We start from the raw sequence: 17,286 nt of genomic DNA on the forward strand, positions 1-17,286 counted from the left end.
CATGCCGCCCACCCACGGGCTTGCATTGTAGCGACTGAAGTAAAATTCCAGGCGGAGGTAAAAATGTCGACGATTGCTGCCCGACTTGAGCGACTGCCATTCAGTCGCTTTCATTTGAACCTTCTCGTCATCGGGGGGTTGGGATATGCGTTCGAGGCGGTCGATGCGGCAATCATCGCGTTCCTGATGCCCATCCTTCGCACGGAGTGGCATCTGACAAGCGTGCAGACCGGAGTCCTGGGCAGCAGCACCTATGTCGGCTTCCTGGTCGGCGCCTTGTTTGCCGGCATGCTTGGCGACCGTTACGGACGTCGTCTGGTCATGATGGGCGCGCTCGTTCTCTTCTGTGCCGCCTCGCTGGCAAGCGCCTTTATCAACGACTGGGAAACCTTCCTGCTGCTTCGCATCATCGGCGGCGTGGGTATGGGGGCCGAAGGCGCGATTGTCGCCCCCTTCCTGGTGGAGTTCGTGTCGACCAGGTATCGAGGTGCCTTCACCGGTGCCTTGGCGGGTTTCTTCTCGTTCGGCTTCGTCGCTGCCGCGCTGCTCGGATACTTCCTGATACCGACATTTACCAACGGCTGGCGGATCACCCTTATTGTCCTGGCTTGCCCGGTTATCGTCCTTCTCTGGTGGCGGCGGGCGCTCATGGAAAGCCCTCGTTGGCTTGAAAGCCGCGGGCGGATCGCCGAGGCGAATGCTGTTGTCGGAAGAATCGAATCGGCTGTCGAGCGATATGGCTACAAGCTTGATCCGGTAGCGGCGGACGCAACGGATGATCCACCATCGCCGCGGCAACAGCCGTCCATGTTTGGCGGGCTGAAGGCACTTCTGTCGCGCCGCCTGCGCCGGGTGACGATCATGTCCTGGTGTCTCTGGCTGTCGGTCACCTTCTCTTCCTATGCGTTCTTCACCTGGATTCCCGGATTGCTAGTCCAGCGCGGCATGACGATTACTCAAAGCTTCTCCTATTCCATTCTCATTTATCTAGCCCAAATCCCCGGATATTTCTCCGCCGCCTATGTCTGCGAGGTATGGGATCGCCGGGCCAGTATCGTCGTCTACATGACGTGCGCCGCGCTTTCGGCCATCGGGCTGGCCTTTACCGAAACCAACATGCAGATGTTGATCGGCAGTATAGCTCTTTCGTTCTTCATGAACGGCGTCAATGCGAGTGAATACGCCTACACGCCAGAGGTCTTTCCGACCTATGTGCGTGCGACGGGCATGGGAACCGCGTCAGCCATAGGCCGGCTCGGCGCCATCGCATCGCCCGTCCTTGTTGGATACATCTTCCCGATCGGCGGGTTTGTCGGCGTATTCGGAATGACCACCGCGGTGCTGGCTTTCGGCGCTCTCTCTGTCGTGCTGCTGGGCGTGCCAACGAAGGGCAAGTCGCTAGAGGCGATCGCGGCGGAGGAACTGGCGGCGTAACGTCAACTTGCAGGGAGGAGGCCCTTGCGGTTTGTCTCCCCGCCATCGGCAACAGGGGTTCTCTCCTGGTTCATATCCACGGACACCGAGACCGAACGATGATTGATCCGCCTGACATGATCCGCCTGGGGCCCGACCCTCGCCCCTGGATCGAGCAGGTTGCGGAGGTTCATGCACGGCGTGAGCAGCCGGCCGAACTTCTTGCCGCCCTGAGCGTCGGCCTTCAGCACGCGCTCGGGCATATCCTGTTCACCGTTCTTGTCTTCGATAACGCGGCCGGACAGATGCGGCGGATTTTCAGCACGCGTCCCGATATCAATCCGGTCGGAGGCAGCAAGCCCATTACCGATAGCCCCTGGATGCGTCAGGTTTTGATCGGGGGACGTCCCTATATCGGACGATCCAGGCAGGATCTCGAAGAGGTGTTTTTCGACCACGAACAGCTCTGGGCCATCGGCTGCGAAAGCGTGCTGAATATGCCGGTGCTCTGGGCCGGAGCGGTCCTGGGTTCTCTTAACCTGCTTCATCGAGCCGCGTGGTATGATGAGCAGGATATACCGACAGCGCGGGTCTTCGCGCAGTTGGCCCTGCCCGCATTACGTACCTAACCGCTCAGCACAGGATGTTTGACCATGCAGCTTCTCCTGACCAACGCGCTCTTGGTCGATGCGACCATGGCGGAGCCGCGTTACGGGAACGTCCTTATTGAAAATGGGGTAATCCGGGACCTCGATGCGAGGAGAGCACCGGCCGAGGACCGCAACGTGGTTGATCTGGGCGGCCGGACCCTCATGCCGGGACTGATCGATTGTCATGTCCATGTCGTCGCCAGCATGATGAATTTGTCCGCGAACGCACAATTGCCGGATGCAACGGCGATGCTGCGAAGCCTGCCGATCATGCGGGGCATGCTGGCACGCGGCTTCACGACGGTTCGCGATGTGGGCGGTGCTCCCTACGCCCTGGCCGAAGGCGTCGAGCAAGGGCTGGCCGAGGGACCGCGTCTGGTCGTGTGCGGAAAGGCCCTTTCGAAGACGGGCGGTCACACGGATTTCCGCGCACGTGCCGACACGCACGACCCGTATCGATGGCAGAACAGGTTTGGCGCCCTGGGCCGCATCGCGGACGGGGTGGATGAAGTACGCCGAGCGGCTCGGCAGGAACTGCGGCAGGGCGCCCGTTTCATCAAGATCATGGCGAACGGAGGGGTAGGCAGCCCGACGGACCCCGTCGCCTGGATCGGCTACTCCGTCGACGAAATGACCGCGGCCGTGCAGGAGGCGGCGGACGCTCAGACCTACGTCGCGGCCCATCTTTACACGGCACCCGCAATCCAGCGCGCCGTTCAATGCGGAGTACACTCGCTCGAACACTGCAACGTCATCGACGCGGAAGCGGCTGTGGCGGCGGCGGCAAAAGGGTGCGTGGCAGTGCCGACCCTCGTGATCTTCGAGGCGCTGGCACAGGATGGGGAGCGGCTTGGCCTCCTGCCGGAGAGCATGGCCAAAATCGGAGACGTCCGGAATAGTGGTCTGGCAAGCCTGGAAATATTGCGGAAGGCCGGCGTGGCGATGGCCTATGGCACCGACCTGCTGGGCGAGGCGCACGAACGGCAGTGTGAGGAGTTCGCCATCCGCGCCCAAGTGCTTGATTCGCGGGACGTGTTGAGCAGTGCCACGACGGTGGCAGCGAAGCTGATCCGGATGGAGGACAAACTCGGCCTGGTTCGGGAAGGATTCCTGGCGGACCTGATCGCCGTTGAAGGAAATCCGTTAGAGGATGTGGCCCTGCTCGCGGCCCCGTCCCGGAATTTGAAGCTTGTGGTCCAGGCCGGCCAAATCAGGCATTCCTGGCTTCCGTAGCCGTGTCACAGGCTCCGTCAGTTCCATGCGAGCCGCCAATTGGATACAAGCGGCAAGCCCTGTCTCGAAGGGACAGGCGCGACCCCGAGCTTGGCGGAACCGCCCAGCTAGAGCGTGAGGAACCGAGATGACCAAAGGCCGCACCGCCGCGGGCGTGCACCGGATAAAGCGCCAGAGTCTCCCAGAGACGCTCGCGGAGTCTCTGCGGGAACGGATCCTCAACGGTGAGTTTCGGGAAGGGGATCAACTTATCCAGGAGGCGATCGCTGACGAATATGAGGTCAGCCGTATGCCGGTGCGTGAGGCCCTACGGCAGCTTGAGGCGCTCGGCCTGATTGTGATGAAGACCCACAAAGGCGCAGTGGTCACTGCCATGCCGCAGGAGACAGTGGCTGAGCTGTTTGACCTTCGCGTATTGCTGGAATGCGATATCCTTAAGCACGCGCTCCCCCGGTTCACCGACGCTGACGCGGCAGTCGCGGCCGCCATCCTGGTCAGTCTGGAGGAGGCATACCACCGGCGCGATATTTCGGCCTGGGGTGGCCTGAACTGGCAGTTCCACAAGAGTCTCTATACGCCCGCCAATCGTCCGGAGACTCTCGCCGTGATCGAACAGGTGAATGTTAAGACCGATCGATTTATCCGACTCCAACTGCTGATGACCGGAGGCATCGCCGATGCGGAACAGGAGCATCGCGAACTGCTGCAACTATGCAAGGCGCGGGACAAACGCGCCGTCGACTTCCTGCGGAAGCACATCGCCAAAGCCGGGAAGATGCCTCTACCCAAGTCTACGTTTCGAGCTGACGCTGCCTGAACACGCCTAGGCCCATTCCGCCATCCCATTGCCAGCGCGACCCGACTCCCCTCATTCTCCCCCGGAGAGAGGAAACCGTCCCATGCATGATCCCGTCGATGTCCTGATCATCGGCGCCGGGGCTTCCGGCGCGGCCATGGCGTACAGCCTGGCCGAGACCAAGATGCACATCCTCTGCCTGGAACAAGGCGACTGGATGAGCCCCGCCCGCTACCCCAGCACCGGCCGCGACTGGGAGGCTCGGTTCTGGACCGACTATTCCCCCAGCCCCAATATCCGCGGCCGCGCAGAAGACTACCCGATCAACGAGGACAACTCGCCGATCAAGGTCGTGAACTTCAACGGCGTCGGCGGCAGCACGATCATGTACACCGCGCATTTCCCGCGGATGCATCCGTCGGATTTCCGCGTGAAGACGCTGGACGGCGTCGCCGACGACTGGCCGATCGACTACGACACGCTGGTGCCGTTCTTCGAGGAGAACGATCGCATGATGGGCGTCTCCGGCCTTGCCGGCGATCCGGCGGTGCCGCAGCGCCACCCGCCGATGCCGCCGCTGCCCATGGGCAAGTCGGGCGCGATCATGGGCAAGGCGCTGAACCGGCTGGGCTGGCACTGGTGGCCGTCCGACACCACCGTCGCCACGATGGATTACGAAGGCCGGGCGCGCTGCATCAACCTTGGTCACTGCACGCCGGCCTGCGCGCAGGGGGCGAAAGCCAGCACCGACATCACCTATTGGCCCGCCGCGATCCGCGCCGGCGTGGAGCTGCGCACGCACTGCCGGGTGCGGGAGATCACGACGGACGAGCACGGCATGGCCTCGGGCGTCGTCTATTACGACCAGGACGGCGTCGAACAGTTCCAGCCCGCGCATGTCGTCGTCGTCGCCTGCAACGGGATCGGTACGCCGCGCCTGCTGTTGAACTCCAAGTCCGGGCGCTTCCCCAACGGGATCGCCAATTCCAGCGGCCTGGTCGGCAAGAACCTGATGTTCCACCCCTATGCCCAGGTCTATGGTTTCGTTGAACAGGAAACCGACAGCAACCGTGCCCCGCCGACCTGCCTGTGGAGCAAGGAGTTCTACGAGACCGACCCGTCGCGCGGCTTCGTGCGCGGCTACACCTTCCAGTTCGGCCGCGGCGCCGGCACGGTGATGGAGGCGGTCACCAGCGAGCAGAAGGGCATCCTGCCCTGGGGTGCCGGCCATCACGAGGCGTTCCGCCGCCTGGACGGCCATCGCATCCAGCTCTCCGCGATCTGCGAGGACCTGCCGGAAGAGCATAACCGCGTCACCCTGGATCCCGTGCTGAAGGACAGCAACGGCATCCCCGCGCCGAAGATCGACTACACCATCAGCGAAAACTCCCGCCGCATGATGGAGCACGGCATCGCCCGGGCGAAGGAGTTCCTGGCCGAGGCCGGCGCGCGCGACATCTGCGTCAACAACCCCATCCTGTACGGCGGCTGGCACCTGCTGGGCACCGCCCGCATGGGGCTGGATCCCGAGCGGTCGGTGGTCAACGAATGGGGGCGGACGCATGACGTGAAGAACCTGTTCGTCATCGACGGCAGCCTGTTCGTCACCTCGGGCGGGGTGAACCCGACCTCCACCATCCAGGCGCTCGCGCTCTACATCGCCGACCAGATGAAGCAGCGCCTGGCCACCCTGTTCGATTGAGGCGCGCCGATGTCCGAACTGACCGAGACCCAGAAAGCCGACCTCGCCGCGCTGTCGGCCTGCATCGTGCCGGCCAGCGAGCGCTATCGCGTGCCGGGTGCCGACGATCCGGCGATCCAGGCGGATATGCTGGCCACGATGGGCCGGGATGCCGTGTTGATCCAGCAGGCGCTGGCGCAATTGGCGGCCCTGGCGGGCGGCCCGTTCGCGGCGGTGCCGGCGGAGCGGCGGCAGGCGGTGGCGCAGCAGCTTCGCGCCGCCGGCGGACCGGCGGTCGCAGCGCTGACCCGCGTGGTGCTGCAGACCTATTACCGCGACGATCGGGTGGTGCGTTCGCTGGGCCGCGAGCCGCGCGCGCCGTTCCCGCAGGGGCACGTGCTGGAAGACGGCGATTGGTCCCTGCTGGACCCCGTCAGGGCGCGGGCGCCCATGTGGAAACGGGGGTAGGGGCCAACCCGCCCCGTCACGGCCCTCCGGTCATGGCCCGGCTTGACCGGGTCATCACGTTGGGTTGCCCGCTCCTGTCGGAAGCGGCCTACATCGCGGTCATCCCGCCATCCACCACCAGCCCCGACCCCGTCATGTAGCCGGCGTCGTCCGAGGCCAGGAACACGATCCCCTTGGCGATATCCAGCGGGACGCCCAGCCGGCCCCAGGGCACCGCGTCGGTGGCGACCTGCCGCGCCGGGCCGGTGTCGTTGCTGCCGGTCCGGCTCGCGCGCGCGACGAAGGTCTGCTCGCCCATGTCGGTCTGGATTACGCCCGGATGGATCGAGTTGACGCGGATCCGATAGCCCTTCCGCGCGAACTCCAGCGCCGACGACTTGGTGAACAGCGTCACGCCGCCCTTGGTCATCGAATACAGCGGGTCGAGTTGAGACCCGACCAGGCCGGCGATCGACGCGAGGTTGACGATGGCGCTGCCATGCTCGCTGGACCGTCCGGCTTCCCGCAGGGCCTGGGCGGCGAACCGGGTGCCGAGGAAGACGCCGGTCATGTTCACCGTCACCAGCCGGTTCCACTCGGCCAGCGAGACCTCTTCGATCCCCTTGCCGACGAACACGCCTGCATTGTTCACCAGGATGTCCAGTTTTCCAAAGGTCCCGGTCGCGCGGTTGACGGCGGCGATCCAGTCCTCCTCGCGGCTGACGTCGAGGTGGACGTATTGTGCCTTGCCCCCGGCGGCGGTGATGGCCGCGACGGTGTCATGGCCGCGATCGTCCAGCACGTCGCCCACCACGACGCTGGCGCCGGCCTGGGCCATGAGCCGGGCGGTCTGGCCGCCGATGCCGCGCGCGGCGCCCGAGATCAGGGCGACCTTGCCCTTGAGGCTGTTCATCCGTTTCCTCCGTCATGGTTCTTGGTTTGCACCCCGACCTTATGGGGCTGCGGCCGGCGGGGCAAATCCTTCACCGGCCGTTCGGCCGCCCGACGCCGCGACGGACATGATGTCGTGATCGGCGTATGCACGCGATGCCTGCAGGCCATGAAACGCGCGTACAGAAAAAAGGCCGGCAGGAGCCGGCCTTTTTGGTGATGTGACCGAGCGGCGGCTTAGTCGCCGCCGTAGGCGCCGGTCTGCTGCATCGTGGTCGCGGCGCCCAGGTCGCCCGGTGTGCTGGCATGAGCCGGGACAACCGCGGCAGCAAGGCCCAGGGCGGCGATGGCCGCCAAAAACAGGTTCTTCATCTTTCTCTCCATGAATCTCGGCGGGAACAAGCCCGCGTCGACGGCGTCTATATGGTTGTAGGACCCGGGAGGATAACGTCGCGAACGAACAAGATATCTATGCGTCCGGCGATGAAATCGCTGCGGGGATAGCGCTTCGATTGCTGGACGGAAGGGTCGGAAAAGATTGGAAAATCCGGCCCTCTTGTCAGCTCAGGCAGCCGGCGGCTCAGTCGCCGCCATAGGCGCCCGTCTGCTGCATTGTGGTGGCGGCGCTCAAGTCGCCCGAAGTGGCCGCCGCGGCCGGCAGAACAGTGGCCACGAGGCCCAGCGCTGCAAGAGCCGCGAAGAACAGGTTTCTCATTTTACTCTCCATCATCTAGTCCGGCAGGACCGCCGGTCTTGACGACGCTGATATGGACACCTGCATCGGTGGAGATAACGGCTGACTTTCGGATCATATCCATGCATCGAGCAGATGGAATAAGACCGAGCCGGCGGACGGGCTCCACGCTGCAGCGGCCCGGAGACGCGGAAGGGGCCGGCGACACCGGCCCCTTGCTCACCTCAGGCCACGATCCGATCAGTCGCCGCCGTAAGCGCCGGTCTGCTGCATGACGGTCGCATTGTGCAGGCCGGCGGGGGTGGCCGCCTCGGCGGGGAGGACGGCGGCCGCGAAACTCAGGGCCGCGAGGGCGGCGAAGAACAGGTTTTTCATTTGAGGCTCCATCATCTTGCCGGACTGCTCATCCGGTCTCGATGGCACCCATATAGGTCTCCGCGTGCGGCGCGATAATTTGGTGGATCGGCATCATATCTATGCGAAAAACGGTGAAATGGATGGCAGCCTCAGTCGGCGCCGCAGATCGTCACGTCCAGGTCCGTCACCAGCCCATTGGCCAGCGAATAGACCCAGCCATGCACGCTCAGGCTCTGGCCGCGGCCCCAGGCGTCCTGCACGAACACGTCCGAGGCGACGTTGCGGACCTGGCGCATGACGTTCAGCTCGCACAGCCGGTTCATGCGCGCCGTCCAATCGGGAATGGCAAGCAGTGCCTCGCGATTTTCGGCATAGACCTCCCGGATCGGGTGCAGCCAGTGATCGACCAGGCCGCGCCGCTTGCCGTCGACAGCGGCGGCGATGCCGCCACAGCCGTAGTGGCCGACGACGATGACGTGCTTGACCTTCAGCACATCGACGGCGAACTGCAGGACCGAGAGGTAGTTGGCGTCCTGCGGCGGCGCCAGGTTGGCGACGTTGCGATGAACAAACAATTCGCCAGGGTCCAGGTCGACGATCTCGTTGGCCGGCACGCGGGAATCGGCGCAGCCGATCCACAGGTACTCGGGCGCCTGCTGACCGACCAGCCGTTTGAAGAAATCGGCGTCCGCCGCGATCTTGCGGGCCGCCCAAGCGCGGTTGTTTTCCTTCAACTGCTCGATCATGTCCCCATCCTTGCGGCCTGTCCCAGAATAACCACGTCCGCCGCCGGTTCGACAGGCCATGCCGTTGCGGCTAGCCTGGACGCATAACCCACCTGGACCCATAACCCACAGGGAGCATCCGGCCATGAGCGACAACGCACGCCTCGTCATCGATCTGGACCGTCAGCGCATGGCGGCCATGGGCGCGAAGGACGTCGCCATGCTGAACAAGCTGCTGGGCGACGATCTTGTCTACACACATTCCTCGGCGCGCATGGACACCAAGAGCAGCCTGATCGGCGCGATGGAATCGGGGGCCACCGTCTATGCCTCGGTCGAGCCGTCCGACGTCGTCGCGCAGGACCTGGGTTCCACCGTGGTGCTGACCGGATCGGCGGCGATCAAGGTCAATTCCGGCGGCAAGGCGCTGTCCTTCACCGTGCGCTTCACCGATGTCTGGACACACCGGACCGGCGGCTGGCAGATGGTCGCCTGGCAAAGCACGAAGTCCTGATCGGATCGGCGGCGTTCGGCACCCGAAGGGCTATCCGGGGATATCCGAGGGAAGGCTTGCGTGAAGCCCCGAGGAGCGGCGGGTCGAATGGGCCGTGCGGCGCAGCCGGGGCTTCGACTGTCGCGGTGCGGTGTCGAGCACGGCGTGCAGCGCCGCCACGGTTTCCGGCGACAAGCGGTGGATGACCTGTGCCAGCCGGTTGGCCAGTGCCGTCTGCTCCGGCGTCAGCCCGGCCGTGTTGACCGTCACGCGGGGATTGGACAGGCGCGCGAGTTGCGACAGTTCCTCGGCTTCGTCCCAGATCAGGCCGAAGAACTCGTTCACCTGGTGCACCAGGCCCTGGCTGGGCGCGCCGCGGCGGCCGTGTTCCAGCGCGGACAGGTAGGCGGCGGAGACTTGCAGCGTTTCCGCCAGTTGCCGCAGCGTGATGCCGCGGGCGGCGCGCAGGCCGCGCAGCCGGGCGCCGAACGGGGTCATCGGATGCGCCGCAGGATCAGCCGCACCGAACCGGGGTTCAGCGCGTGGGGATGGGTGGCTCCCAGGATCATCGGCCGAATCTCGGGCAGATTGAGCCAGAAGGGAAGCTCCCGCCGGATCACCCCGCCGGTTTCGCCGCTGCCGCGGCCGGTGACGATCTCGACGACCCGCACCTGGTCGGCATGGGCGGCGCGCAGGAAGGCGATCAGGGCGTGGAAGGCGCGCTGCGCGGTCATGCCGTGCAGGTCGAGCGTGCGGGCGACGGCGAGCTTGCCGCCGCGGAACCGGTTCCAGGTGCCGCTGTCCAGCCCGGCCGGCTGCGTTCCCACCGACAAGGCCGGGCCGGCGGGCTTGCGCGGCTTGCCCGGCGCTGCGGCGGCGACGCGCGGCGTCCGGGGCGGGGCGACCGCCGGTGGTTCAGCCTGGGGCGGAGGTGACGGCGGGGGCGTGCGATGGGGCTGGGGCGCGCGATGGGGCAGGGGCGCGACCTGGCGCGTATAATGGGCCCACAGCGCCTGATCGGAGTCGGTCAGGCGCCGCTGCCGGGGCGGCATCGGTCAACCAGGCTCGCGGGACAGTCCCCGCTCGGCCAGCGCCGCGAGATAGGCGGCCCATTTGCGGTCCTGGTCCCGCCCCATCTCGTGCAGGTAGTCCCAAGCGTAAATACCGGTATCGTGCAGGTCGTCGAAGATCAGCCGCACGGCGTAATGACCGACCGGTTCGATGCCAATGATACCGACATGGCGCCGCCCGGCCACGATCTGCTTCTGTCCGGGATGGTGCCCCTGCACCTCGGCGCTGGGTGATTCGACGCGCAGATATTCCGCCGGCAGCGCAAATTCCGTTCCGTCATCGAACGAAACATGCAGCACCTTCGCCGCGCGATCCAATCGAATTTCCGTGGGCGTCGCCATCAAGTTTCGATAGGCCGAGCCTCTTCGGCCAGCATGATGGGGATGCCGTCGCGGATGGGGAAGGCGAGGCCGGCCTTGCGGCTGATCAATTCGTTCGCGTCCCGGTCATATTCCAGCGGCCCCTTGGTGACGGGGCACACCAGGATCTCCAGCAGCCGCGGATCGACGGGGGGATGGGGCGGGGCTTCGGGGGATTTCGATTCGCTCATGGCGTCAACTCACGGGGCCGGCCGGCGTGTCGGGGCCGGCCGCGCCCATCTGCAGCAGTGCCAGCAGCGTCGCCGCGCGATCGGTTTCGCTGTGCGCCTCCAGCAGCGCCTGTTTCTCCGCCGGTTCGAACGGGCACGCCATGGCCAGCGTCACGACAAGCGTATTGTCGTCCATGCGCCGGATCGCGTCCCAGTTCGCTTCCACGCCGCGATGGGCGAAATAGGTGCGCAGCGCGGTCAGCATGGCGTCGCGATCGAACATCGCCGGCCGCGGTTCCCCCAGGTCGGCGGTGAACGCGCTGAAATCGGCGCGCACCCTGCGGTAGCCGTTGCGCATGGCCAATTCCGCCCCGATGGTGAAGCGGATCAGCCCGGTCAGGGTGATCAGCAGGCGGCCGTCATCGGTTTCGCTGAACGACGACAGGCGGCCCAGGCAGCCGATGCGATACAGCCCGTGACCGCCCTCGGCGTCCGGGGCGGTCGGGTCGGGCTGGATCATCGCGAACATCCGCCCGGCTGCGAGCGAGTCCAGCGTCATCGCCAGGTAGCGCGGCTCGAAGATGTTCAGCGGCAGCTTGCCGCGCGGCAGCAGCAGCGCGCCGGTCAGCGGGAAGACGGCGAACTCGGTGGGGAGGTCTTCGAATTTGGGATGGAAGGGTCCCATTCAACTGAACAGGAGCGCCGACAGGCGACGCCGCGCGGTGGAGGTGGCGGGTTCGTCGGAGCCCCAGGCTTCGAAGAATTTGAGCAACTGCAGGCGGGCCGCGTCCTCATTCCAGCCGCGCTGGCGGCGGATGATCTCCAGCAGCGCCTCGGCGGCTTCCTCGCGCTTGCCCATGGCGTTCAGCGCGGTGGCCATGTCGTACCGCGCCTCGTGGTCGGCCGGGTTCGCGGCGAGGCGCTGTTCCAGCCCCGCCATCTGGTCCCGCGCCGCCCGGCCTTCCTTGGCCAGCGTCAGGGCGCTGCGGGCGCCGGAGATCTCGGCATGTTCGGCGATCTTTTCCGGCACCTGGGTCAGCGCGTGTTCGGCGTCGTCCTCCCGCCCCAGGGCCATCAGCGCGCGGATCAGGCCGCCCCAGGCTTCCGGGTTCTCGGGCTCCTCGCCCAGCAGGGCGCTGTAGAGCTCGCCGGCGGCCTGGGCGTCGCCGGTTTCCATGGCGGTCTTGGCCTCGGCCAGCAGGTCGGCGGAGGGCATCGACCCGCCGGCCGCTTTCAGCAAGGTCTCGACGAAGCGCTTCACTTCGGATTCCGGCTGGGCGCCCTGGAAGAGGTCGGCGACCTGGCCCTGCCAGAAGGCGGCGACGGTGGGGACGGATTGCAGCGGCAGGCCAAGCTGGGCGAGCTGGCGCACCAGGGCCTGGTTGGCGTCGATGTCGATCTTGACCAGCTTGACCCGTCCGCCGGCGGCCTTGACGACCTTTTCGAGCGTCGGCGTCAGCGTCTTGCAGGGGCCGCACCAGGTCGCCCAGAAATCCACCAGGACGGGGAGCTGGCGCGACGCCTCGATCACGTCCTGCATGAAGGTCTTCTGATCGCCGTCCACGATCATGTTGGCGGCGGCGCCATCACCGCCCCCGTGGGCCGGCGTCTGGCCGATAATGTTGTCCATGCGTCGTGTTTCCTGGTCTGTCGTCGTTCGCGGTGACGGCCCGACCGCGGAACGGACCGCCCGTCACCGTTCTGTGTCGCCTGTATGTGCCCCTGATGGTCCCAAAGTCCAGAGGGGAAGGGACCCTCAGTCGAACAGCGAGCTGACAGAGGTCTCGTCATTGATCCGGCGCATCGCCTCGGCCAGGAGGGGGGCGATGGTCAGGGTGCGGATGTTCGGGCAGGCCTTGACCTCGACGGTCGGCATGATCGAGTCGGTGATCGTCATCGTTTCGATGGACGATCCGCCGATGCGGGCGACGGCGCCGCCCGAGAGCACGCCATGGGTGACATAGGCGCTGGCCGACCGGGCGCCGCGCTTGATCAGGGCGTCGGCGGCGTTGCAGTGGGTGCCGCCGGAATCCACGAGGTCGTCGACCAGGATGCAGTCGCGGCCGGCGACGTCGCCGATGACGTTCATCACTTCGGACACGCCGGCGCGTTCACGGCGCTTGTCGATGATCGCGAGGTCGCAGTTCAGCCGCGTCGCGATCGCCCGTGCCCGGACCACGCCGCCGACATCCGGGGAGACGATGATGACGTCGCGGCCGGCGAACCGCTCCTGGATGTCGCGGCTGAACAGAGGGGCGGCGATCAGGTTGTCCACGGGAATATCGAAGAAGCCCTGAATCTGGCCGGCGTGAAGGTCCATGGTGAGGACCCGGTTCGCGCCGGCCTCGGTGATCAGGTTGGCGACCAGCTTGGCGGAAATCGGCGTGCGCGACGCCGATTTGCGGTCCTGCCGCGCATAGCCGAAATAGGGGATGACGGCCGTCAGGCGGCGGGCTGAGGAGCGGCGCAGCGCGTCCAGCGTGATCAGCAGCTCCATCAGGTTGTCGTTGGCGGGGAACGAGGTGGGCTGGATGACGAACACGTCCTGTCCGCGCACGTTTTCCTGGATCTCGACGAAGACTTCCATGTCCGCGAAGCGGCGGATCGAGGCCTTGGTCAGGGGCACCTCCAGGATACGGGAGACGTCCTCGGCCAGCGGCCGGTTGCTGTTGCAGGCAACGATCTTCATGCGCAAGGACCGCTCATGGATGCCGGAACCGGTCAAAGTGCCGGGAACGCCGGGCTTCTAGCAACGGTGATGTGACATGTCCATTAACATGGACCGGGTTGCAGCCGCGAACGGGCATCCCATGATCGCCGTTGTCGAACCCCCCTTACGTCGCGCGACGGGCTTCCCGCCGCAAGGCGGCGATGGCGGCGTCCAGGGTGGCGGCATCCATGCCCAATCCGGCAGCCGTCGCCGCTAGGCGGCCAGGGTCCATCAGGGCCGTCAATACCCATGCGAGCTTCTGGTCGATGTCATCGCCGTATGCGTAGCGAGCCTTGGCGATCGCTTCGGCGGGGAAGGTACCCAGACGCAACGCCAGCATGCCCAGATCCGCCGCGTCACGGAACTGCGTCGATGAGTCCTGACAGTGATCGGCATTGGCGAGCAGCTTCTCCGCGACACGGTCGGCGGCCGACAAGCGCGGCACGCCGAGTTGCGGGTCGGGGCGGCCATCGAGGGTGACACGGGCCTCGCGCACGATCTCGAAGCGAATCGGAAGGGCGCCCACGCGAATGACCGCGCGGATGCCGTGCTGGTCGGAGCGGAACGGCCGGTCCAGTGCGACGTCGCGGGCGAAAAAAGCCCCGACGTCGCCGGAAGCGGCGGCGAGGCGGAGCTTTCGGTAGCCGTCCGGGTCCGAACAGAGGAAATCGATGTCCTTGCTCAGCCGGTATTCGTCAAGGTCGAGCACGATCTCGGTCCCGCCGCCGAACCAGCAGCGGCACGCCGTCAGCCAGTCATGGTTCATGGCCTTCAAGGCGACGGCGACAGCCTGATGTTCGGGACGCCGGAACATCGCTCGTCACTTCTGGGTCAGCAGATGACCGCGCCCGTATCGATCCGCCAATGCCCGGATCAGCGCCTGCTCCTCGGGCGTCAGTGCCGTCCGGTCGACGTGCCGCCAGTTCAATTCGTACAGGTTGAACGCCTCGGCGCTGGATATGGGACGGGACGGGTCGCGGTTCCATGCCAGGCGCGCAAGCTCCGGGAACGCGGCGGGAATGACGGGGTCGGTCGCCACCATGGCCGGCAGCATACCAAGGCCATCAAGGGAATACCAAGGGCATCAAGGGACGGAAAGCGTCCGCCGGATCACGCTCTGCCTGGCAGGGCCATTCAAACCGGGGGCCGCCCTTCGGGAACCGGGCTTGAACCGGATCGGCCAGGGGCTTACATCTGGCGGCGTCAGCTTGCTGACTATGGTGATAAACGGCGCGTGGAATAAGCGTTGTGGACCCGGGGGCAGTGCCCGGCACCTCCACCAATTCCGTCCTTCCGGACGGCGCATGGGGGTGAAACAGGCTCGACACGCGTGGTAAAGACCCGCCTTTTGCCCGGCATGATACCGCCGTTATCGGGTCAATCTACAAGTGCCAATGACAATGAGGCGCTCGCCGTCGCTGCATAAGCGATAGGCGCGGTTCGGGGGGCACCGGGCAACAGAAGCCCCCCACTCTCCCGCCTGCCTGTTGCGAAAAACCGGAATCACCCTGTAGGGTGCCGTTCAGACTTGGGAACACAGCATGAACGACCTCTTCGGGTCAAAACCGGACAAACCGGCGGAAAAGCCTGCCGCGAAGCCTGCCGCGAAACCCAATCCGGGTGCGCGGAAGACGGAACTCGACCTCGTCCGGCGCGACGGCTCCGACTACTCCGCCAAGGATATCGAGGTCCTGGAAGGCCTCGAACCCGTCCGCAAACGCCCCGGCATGTATATCGGCGGCACCGACGAGACGGCGATGCACCACCTGGCGTCGGAAATCCTCGACAACGCGATGGACGAAGCGGTCGCCGGCCACGCGACCTTCATCGACGTGGCGCTGGAGACCGGCAACTTCATCACCATCCGCGACAACGGCCGCGGCATCCCGGTCGACCCGCACCCGAAATTCAAGAACCTGAGCGCGCTGGAAGTGATCCTCACGACGCTGCACTCGGGCGGCAAGTTCGGCGGCAAGGCTTATGCGACCTCCGGCGGCCTGCACGGCGTCGGCAGTTCCGTGGTCAACGCGCTGGCCGAGGTGATGCAGGTCGAGGTGGCGCGCGACCGCGTGCTGTGGAAGCAGGGTTACGCCCGCGGCAAGCCGGCCTCGAAGCTGGTGAACGCCGGGCCGGTGCACAACCGCCGCGGCACCTCCATCCGCTTCAAGCCCGATCCGGAGATCTTCGGCAGCCTGGCCTTCGCCCCGGCCCGGCTGTACCGGCTGTGCCGGTCCAAGGCGTACCTGTTCCGCGGGGTCGAGATCCGGTGGTCCTGCGCCCCCGACCTGCTGAAAGCGGGCAAGGACGACGTCCCGGCCGAGGCCGTGCTGCATTTCCCCGGCGGCCTGCGCGACAGCCTGCAGGCCGATATCGGCGAAGCGCCCCGCGTGCTGCCGCAGATCTGGCATGGCGAGGCGGCGTTGCCCGATTCCTCGGCCGGCAAGATCGAGTGGGCGGTGTCGTGGCTGGAGGAGGGGGACGGGTTCCTCCATTCCTACTGCAACACGGTCCCGACCCCGCAAGGCGGCACGCATGAGAACGGGTTCCGGTCCGCCCTGGTGCGCGGCCTGCGCGCCTGGGGTGAGCATCGGGGCAACAAGAAGGCCGCGCAGATCACCGCCGACGACGTGCTGGACCCGGTGGCGGCGAAACTCTCGCTGTTCATCCGCGAGCCGCAGTTCCAGGGCCAGACCAAGGAAAAACTGAGCAGCCCCGAAGCGTCCCGCCTGGTGGAAGGCGCGCTGCGCGACCGGTTCGACCATTTCCTGGCGGGCGATCCCGCCTCGGCCGACAACCTGCTGTCCTTCGTCATCGAGCGCGCCGAGGAGCGCATCCGCCGCAAGGAGAACAAGGACACCGCTCGGAAATCCCCGACGCGAAGGCTGCGCCTGCCCGGGAAGCTGACCGACTGCACGCGGGAGAACGCGGCCGAGACGGAAATCTTCCTGGTCGAAGGCGACAGCGCCGGCGGTTCGGCGAAGCAGGCGCGCAACCGCGAGACCCAGGCGATCCTGCCCCTGCGCGGCAAGATCCTGAACGTCGCCAGCGCCTCGGCCGACAAGCTACGGCAGAACCAGGAGCTGAAGGACCTGATCGAGGCCCTGGGCTGCGGCGTCGGCGACCGGTTCGACCGGGGCAAGCTGCGCTATGGCCGCATCATCATCATGACGGACGCGGACGTCGACGGGGCGCATATCGCGTCGCTGCTGATGACGTTCTTCTACCGCGAACTGCCGGACCTGGTGCGCCACGGCCATGTCTACCTGGCGCAGCCGCCGCTGTACCGCCTGACGCAAGGCGCGAAATCGGTCTATGCGATGGACGACGCCGACCGGGAGCGGAAGATCAGGCGCGACTTCAAGGCCAACAGCAAGGTCGAGGTCAGCCGCTTCAAAGGCCTGGGCGAGATGCCGCCGGCGCAGTTGAAGGAAACCACGATGGACCCGGCGAAGCGCACGCTGCTGAAAGTGGTCGCGCTACCCGAGGAACGCGCGGCGACGGCGGAGCGTGTCGAAAGCCTGATGGGCCGGCGGCCGGAGCTGCGGTTCGCGTTCATCCAGGAGAATGCGCGGCTGGTGCAGGAAGTCGACGTCTGA

22 protein-coding genes and 1 other RNA gene are annotated in these 17,286 nt (G+C 66.0%); 9 read left to right on the forward strand and 14 right to left on the reverse strand.

Going from position 1 to position 17,286, the window contains the following annotated elements; genetic code table 11:
• Positions 1–63: 63 nt before the first annotated feature.
• The 6 genes from VHB27_RS10205 (at position 64) to VHB27_RS10230 (ending at position 6,241) form a co-directional block, all read left to right on the forward strand.
• Positions 64–1,434 carry an MFS transporter gene (locus VHB27_RS10205; RefSeq protein ID WP_325599916.1) on the forward strand — a complete coding sequence of 457 codons (1,371 nt, stop codon included), beginning with the start codon at positions 64–66 and terminating at the stop codon, positions 1,432–1,434.
• Positions 1,435–1,532: 98 nt separating this feature from the next.
• On the forward strand, positions 1,533–2,042 hold the full coding sequence (locus tag VHB27_RS10210; RefSeq protein WP_325599918.1) for a GAF domain-containing protein: 510 nt from the start codon (positions 1,533–1,535) through the stop codon (positions 2,040–2,042).
• A 24-nt stretch (positions 2,043–2,066) separates the two neighbouring features.
• Positions 2,067–3,296 (forward strand): metal-dependent hydrolase family protein, encoded by a 1,230-nt coding sequence (locus VHB27_RS10215; RefSeq protein WP_325599920.1) that lies wholly within the window; start codon positions 2,067–2,069, stop codon positions 3,294–3,296.
• A 127-nt stretch (positions 3,297–3,423) separates the two neighbouring features.
• Positions 3,424–4,113 carry a GntR family transcriptional regulator gene (locus tag VHB27_RS10220; protein WP_325599922.1) on the forward strand — a complete coding sequence of 230 codons (690 nt, stop codon included), beginning with the start codon at positions 3,424–3,426 and terminating at the stop codon, positions 4,111–4,113.
• 82 nt (positions 4,114–4,195) lie between these two features.
• Positions 4,196–5,794, forward strand: coding sequence for a GMC family oxidoreductase (locus VHB27_RS10225; protein ID WP_325599924.1), 1,599 nt, complete (start codon positions 4,196–4,198; stop codon positions 5,792–5,794).
• A gap of 9 nt (positions 5,795–5,803) precedes the next feature.
• Positions 5,804–6,241, forward strand: a complete 438-nt coding sequence (locus VHB27_RS10230; protein WP_325599926.1) for a hypothetical protein — start codon at positions 5,804–5,806, stop codon at positions 6,239–6,241.
• A gap of 88 nt (positions 6,242–6,329) precedes the next feature.
• On the opposite strand, the gene VHB27_RS10235 is transcribed toward VHB27_RS10230, so the two are convergent.
• From VHB27_RS10235 to VHB27_RS10255, 5 genes are all read right to left on the reverse strand, one after another.
• On the reverse strand, positions 6,330–7,133 hold the full coding sequence (locus VHB27_RS10235; protein WP_325599928.1) for a glucose 1-dehydrogenase: 804 nt from the start codon (positions 7,131–7,133) through the stop codon (positions 6,330–6,332).
• 215 nt (positions 7,134–7,348) lie between these two features.
• Positions 7,349–7,483 (reverse strand): hypothetical protein, encoded by a 135-nt coding sequence (locus tag VHB27_RS10240; protein ID WP_325599930.1) that lies wholly within the window; start codon positions 7,481–7,483, stop codon positions 7,349–7,351.
• Positions 7,484–7,691: 208 nt separating this feature from the next.
• On the reverse strand, positions 7,692–7,826 hold the full coding sequence (locus tag VHB27_RS10245) for a hypothetical protein (RefSeq protein ID WP_325599932.1): 135 nt from the start codon (positions 7,824–7,826) through the stop codon (positions 7,692–7,694).
• Between the two features lie 219 nt (positions 7,827–8,045).
• Positions 8,046–8,180 (reverse strand): hypothetical protein, encoded by a 135-nt coding sequence (locus VHB27_RS10250; RefSeq protein WP_325599934.1) that lies wholly within the window; start codon positions 8,178–8,180, stop codon positions 8,046–8,048.
• 131 nt (positions 8,181–8,311) lie between these two features.
• The gene (locus VHB27_RS10255; RefSeq protein WP_325599936.1) at positions 8,312–8,908 is read right to left on the reverse strand and encodes a carbonic anhydrase; all 597 of its coding nucleotides are present in this window, start codon (positions 8,906–8,908) and stop codon (positions 8,312–8,314) included.
• 124 nt (positions 8,909–9,032) lie between these two features.
• Between VHB27_RS10255 and VHB27_RS10260 the strand changes: the two genes are divergently transcribed.
• Positions 9,033–9,401 (forward strand): nuclear transport factor 2 family protein, encoded by a 369-nt coding sequence (locus tag VHB27_RS10260; protein ID WP_325599938.1) that lies wholly within the window; start codon positions 9,033–9,035, stop codon positions 9,399–9,401.
• Between the two features lie 30 nt (positions 9,402–9,431).
• Here VHB27_RS10260 and VHB27_RS10265 read toward each other — a convergent pair whose 3' ends face one another.
• From VHB27_RS10265 to VHB27_RS10305, 9 genes are all read right to left on the reverse strand, one after another.
• On the reverse strand, positions 9,432–9,878 hold the full coding sequence (locus VHB27_RS10265; protein WP_325599940.1) for a helix-turn-helix domain-containing protein: 447 nt from the start codon (positions 9,876–9,878) through the stop codon (positions 9,432–9,434).
• On the reverse strand, positions 9,875–10,432 hold the full coding sequence (locus VHB27_RS10270; protein ID WP_325599942.1) for a Smr/MutS family protein: 558 nt from the start codon (positions 10,430–10,432) through the stop codon (positions 9,875–9,877). The genes VHB27_RS10265 and VHB27_RS10270 overlap by 4 nt, the downstream gene beginning before the upstream one ends.
• Before the next feature lie 3 nt (positions 10,433–10,435).
• Positions 10,436–10,792, reverse strand: coding sequence for a DUF971 domain-containing protein (locus VHB27_RS10275; RefSeq protein WP_325599944.1), 357 nt, complete (start codon positions 10,790–10,792; stop codon positions 10,436–10,438).
• Positions 10,792–11,001 (reverse strand): Trm112 family protein, encoded by a 210-nt coding sequence (locus tag VHB27_RS10280; RefSeq protein WP_325599946.1) that lies wholly within the window; start codon positions 10,999–11,001, stop codon positions 10,792–10,794. The genes VHB27_RS10275 and VHB27_RS10280 overlap by 1 nt, the downstream gene beginning before the upstream one ends.
• 4 nt (positions 11,002–11,005) lie before the next feature.
• Positions 11,006–11,665 carry an LON peptidase substrate-binding domain-containing protein gene (locus VHB27_RS10285; RefSeq protein WP_325599948.1) on the reverse strand — a complete coding sequence of 220 codons (660 nt, stop codon included), beginning with the start codon at positions 11,663–11,665 and terminating at the stop codon, positions 11,006–11,008.
• Positions 11,666–12,610, reverse strand: coding sequence for a co-chaperone YbbN (locus tag VHB27_RS10290; RefSeq protein ID WP_325599950.1), 945 nt, complete (start codon positions 12,608–12,610; stop codon positions 11,666–11,668).
• A 126-nt stretch (positions 12,611–12,736) separates the two neighbouring features.
• Positions 12,737–13,669, reverse strand: a complete 933-nt coding sequence (locus VHB27_RS10295; RefSeq protein WP_325599952.1) for a ribose-phosphate pyrophosphokinase — start codon at positions 13,667–13,669, stop codon at positions 12,737–12,739.
• A gap of 145 nt (positions 13,670–13,814) precedes the next feature.
• The gene (locus VHB27_RS10300; RefSeq protein WP_325599954.1) at positions 13,815–14,504 is read right to left on the reverse strand and encodes a nucleotidyl transferase AbiEii/AbiGii toxin family protein; all 690 of its coding nucleotides are present in this window, start codon (positions 14,502–14,504) and stop codon (positions 13,815–13,817) included.
• 6 nt (positions 14,505–14,510) lie between these two features.
• The gene (locus VHB27_RS10305) at positions 14,511–14,744 is read right to left on the reverse strand and encodes a hypothetical protein (protein WP_325599956.1); all 234 of its coding nucleotides are present in this window, start codon (positions 14,742–14,744) and stop codon (positions 14,511–14,513) included.
• A 108-nt stretch (positions 14,745–14,852) separates the two neighbouring features.
• On the opposite strand from VHB27_RS10305, the gene ssrA reads away from it, so the two are divergent.
• Both ssrA and parE read left to right on the forward strand, forming a co-directional pair.
• Positions 14,853–15,163, forward strand: a transfer-messenger RNA (tmRNA) gene (gene ssrA / locus VHB27_RS10310).
• A gap of 68 nt (positions 15,164–15,231) precedes the next feature.
• On the forward strand, positions 15,232–17,286 hold the full coding sequence (parE, locus tag VHB27_RS10315) for a DNA topoisomerase IV subunit B (protein WP_325599958.1): 2,055 nt from the start codon (positions 15,232–15,234) through the stop codon (positions 17,284–17,286).

This window comes from Rhodopila sp. (assembly GCF_035548235.1).
Classification (GTDB): domain Bacteria; phylum Pseudomonadota; class Alphaproteobacteria; order Acetobacterales; family Acetobacteraceae; genus Rhodopila.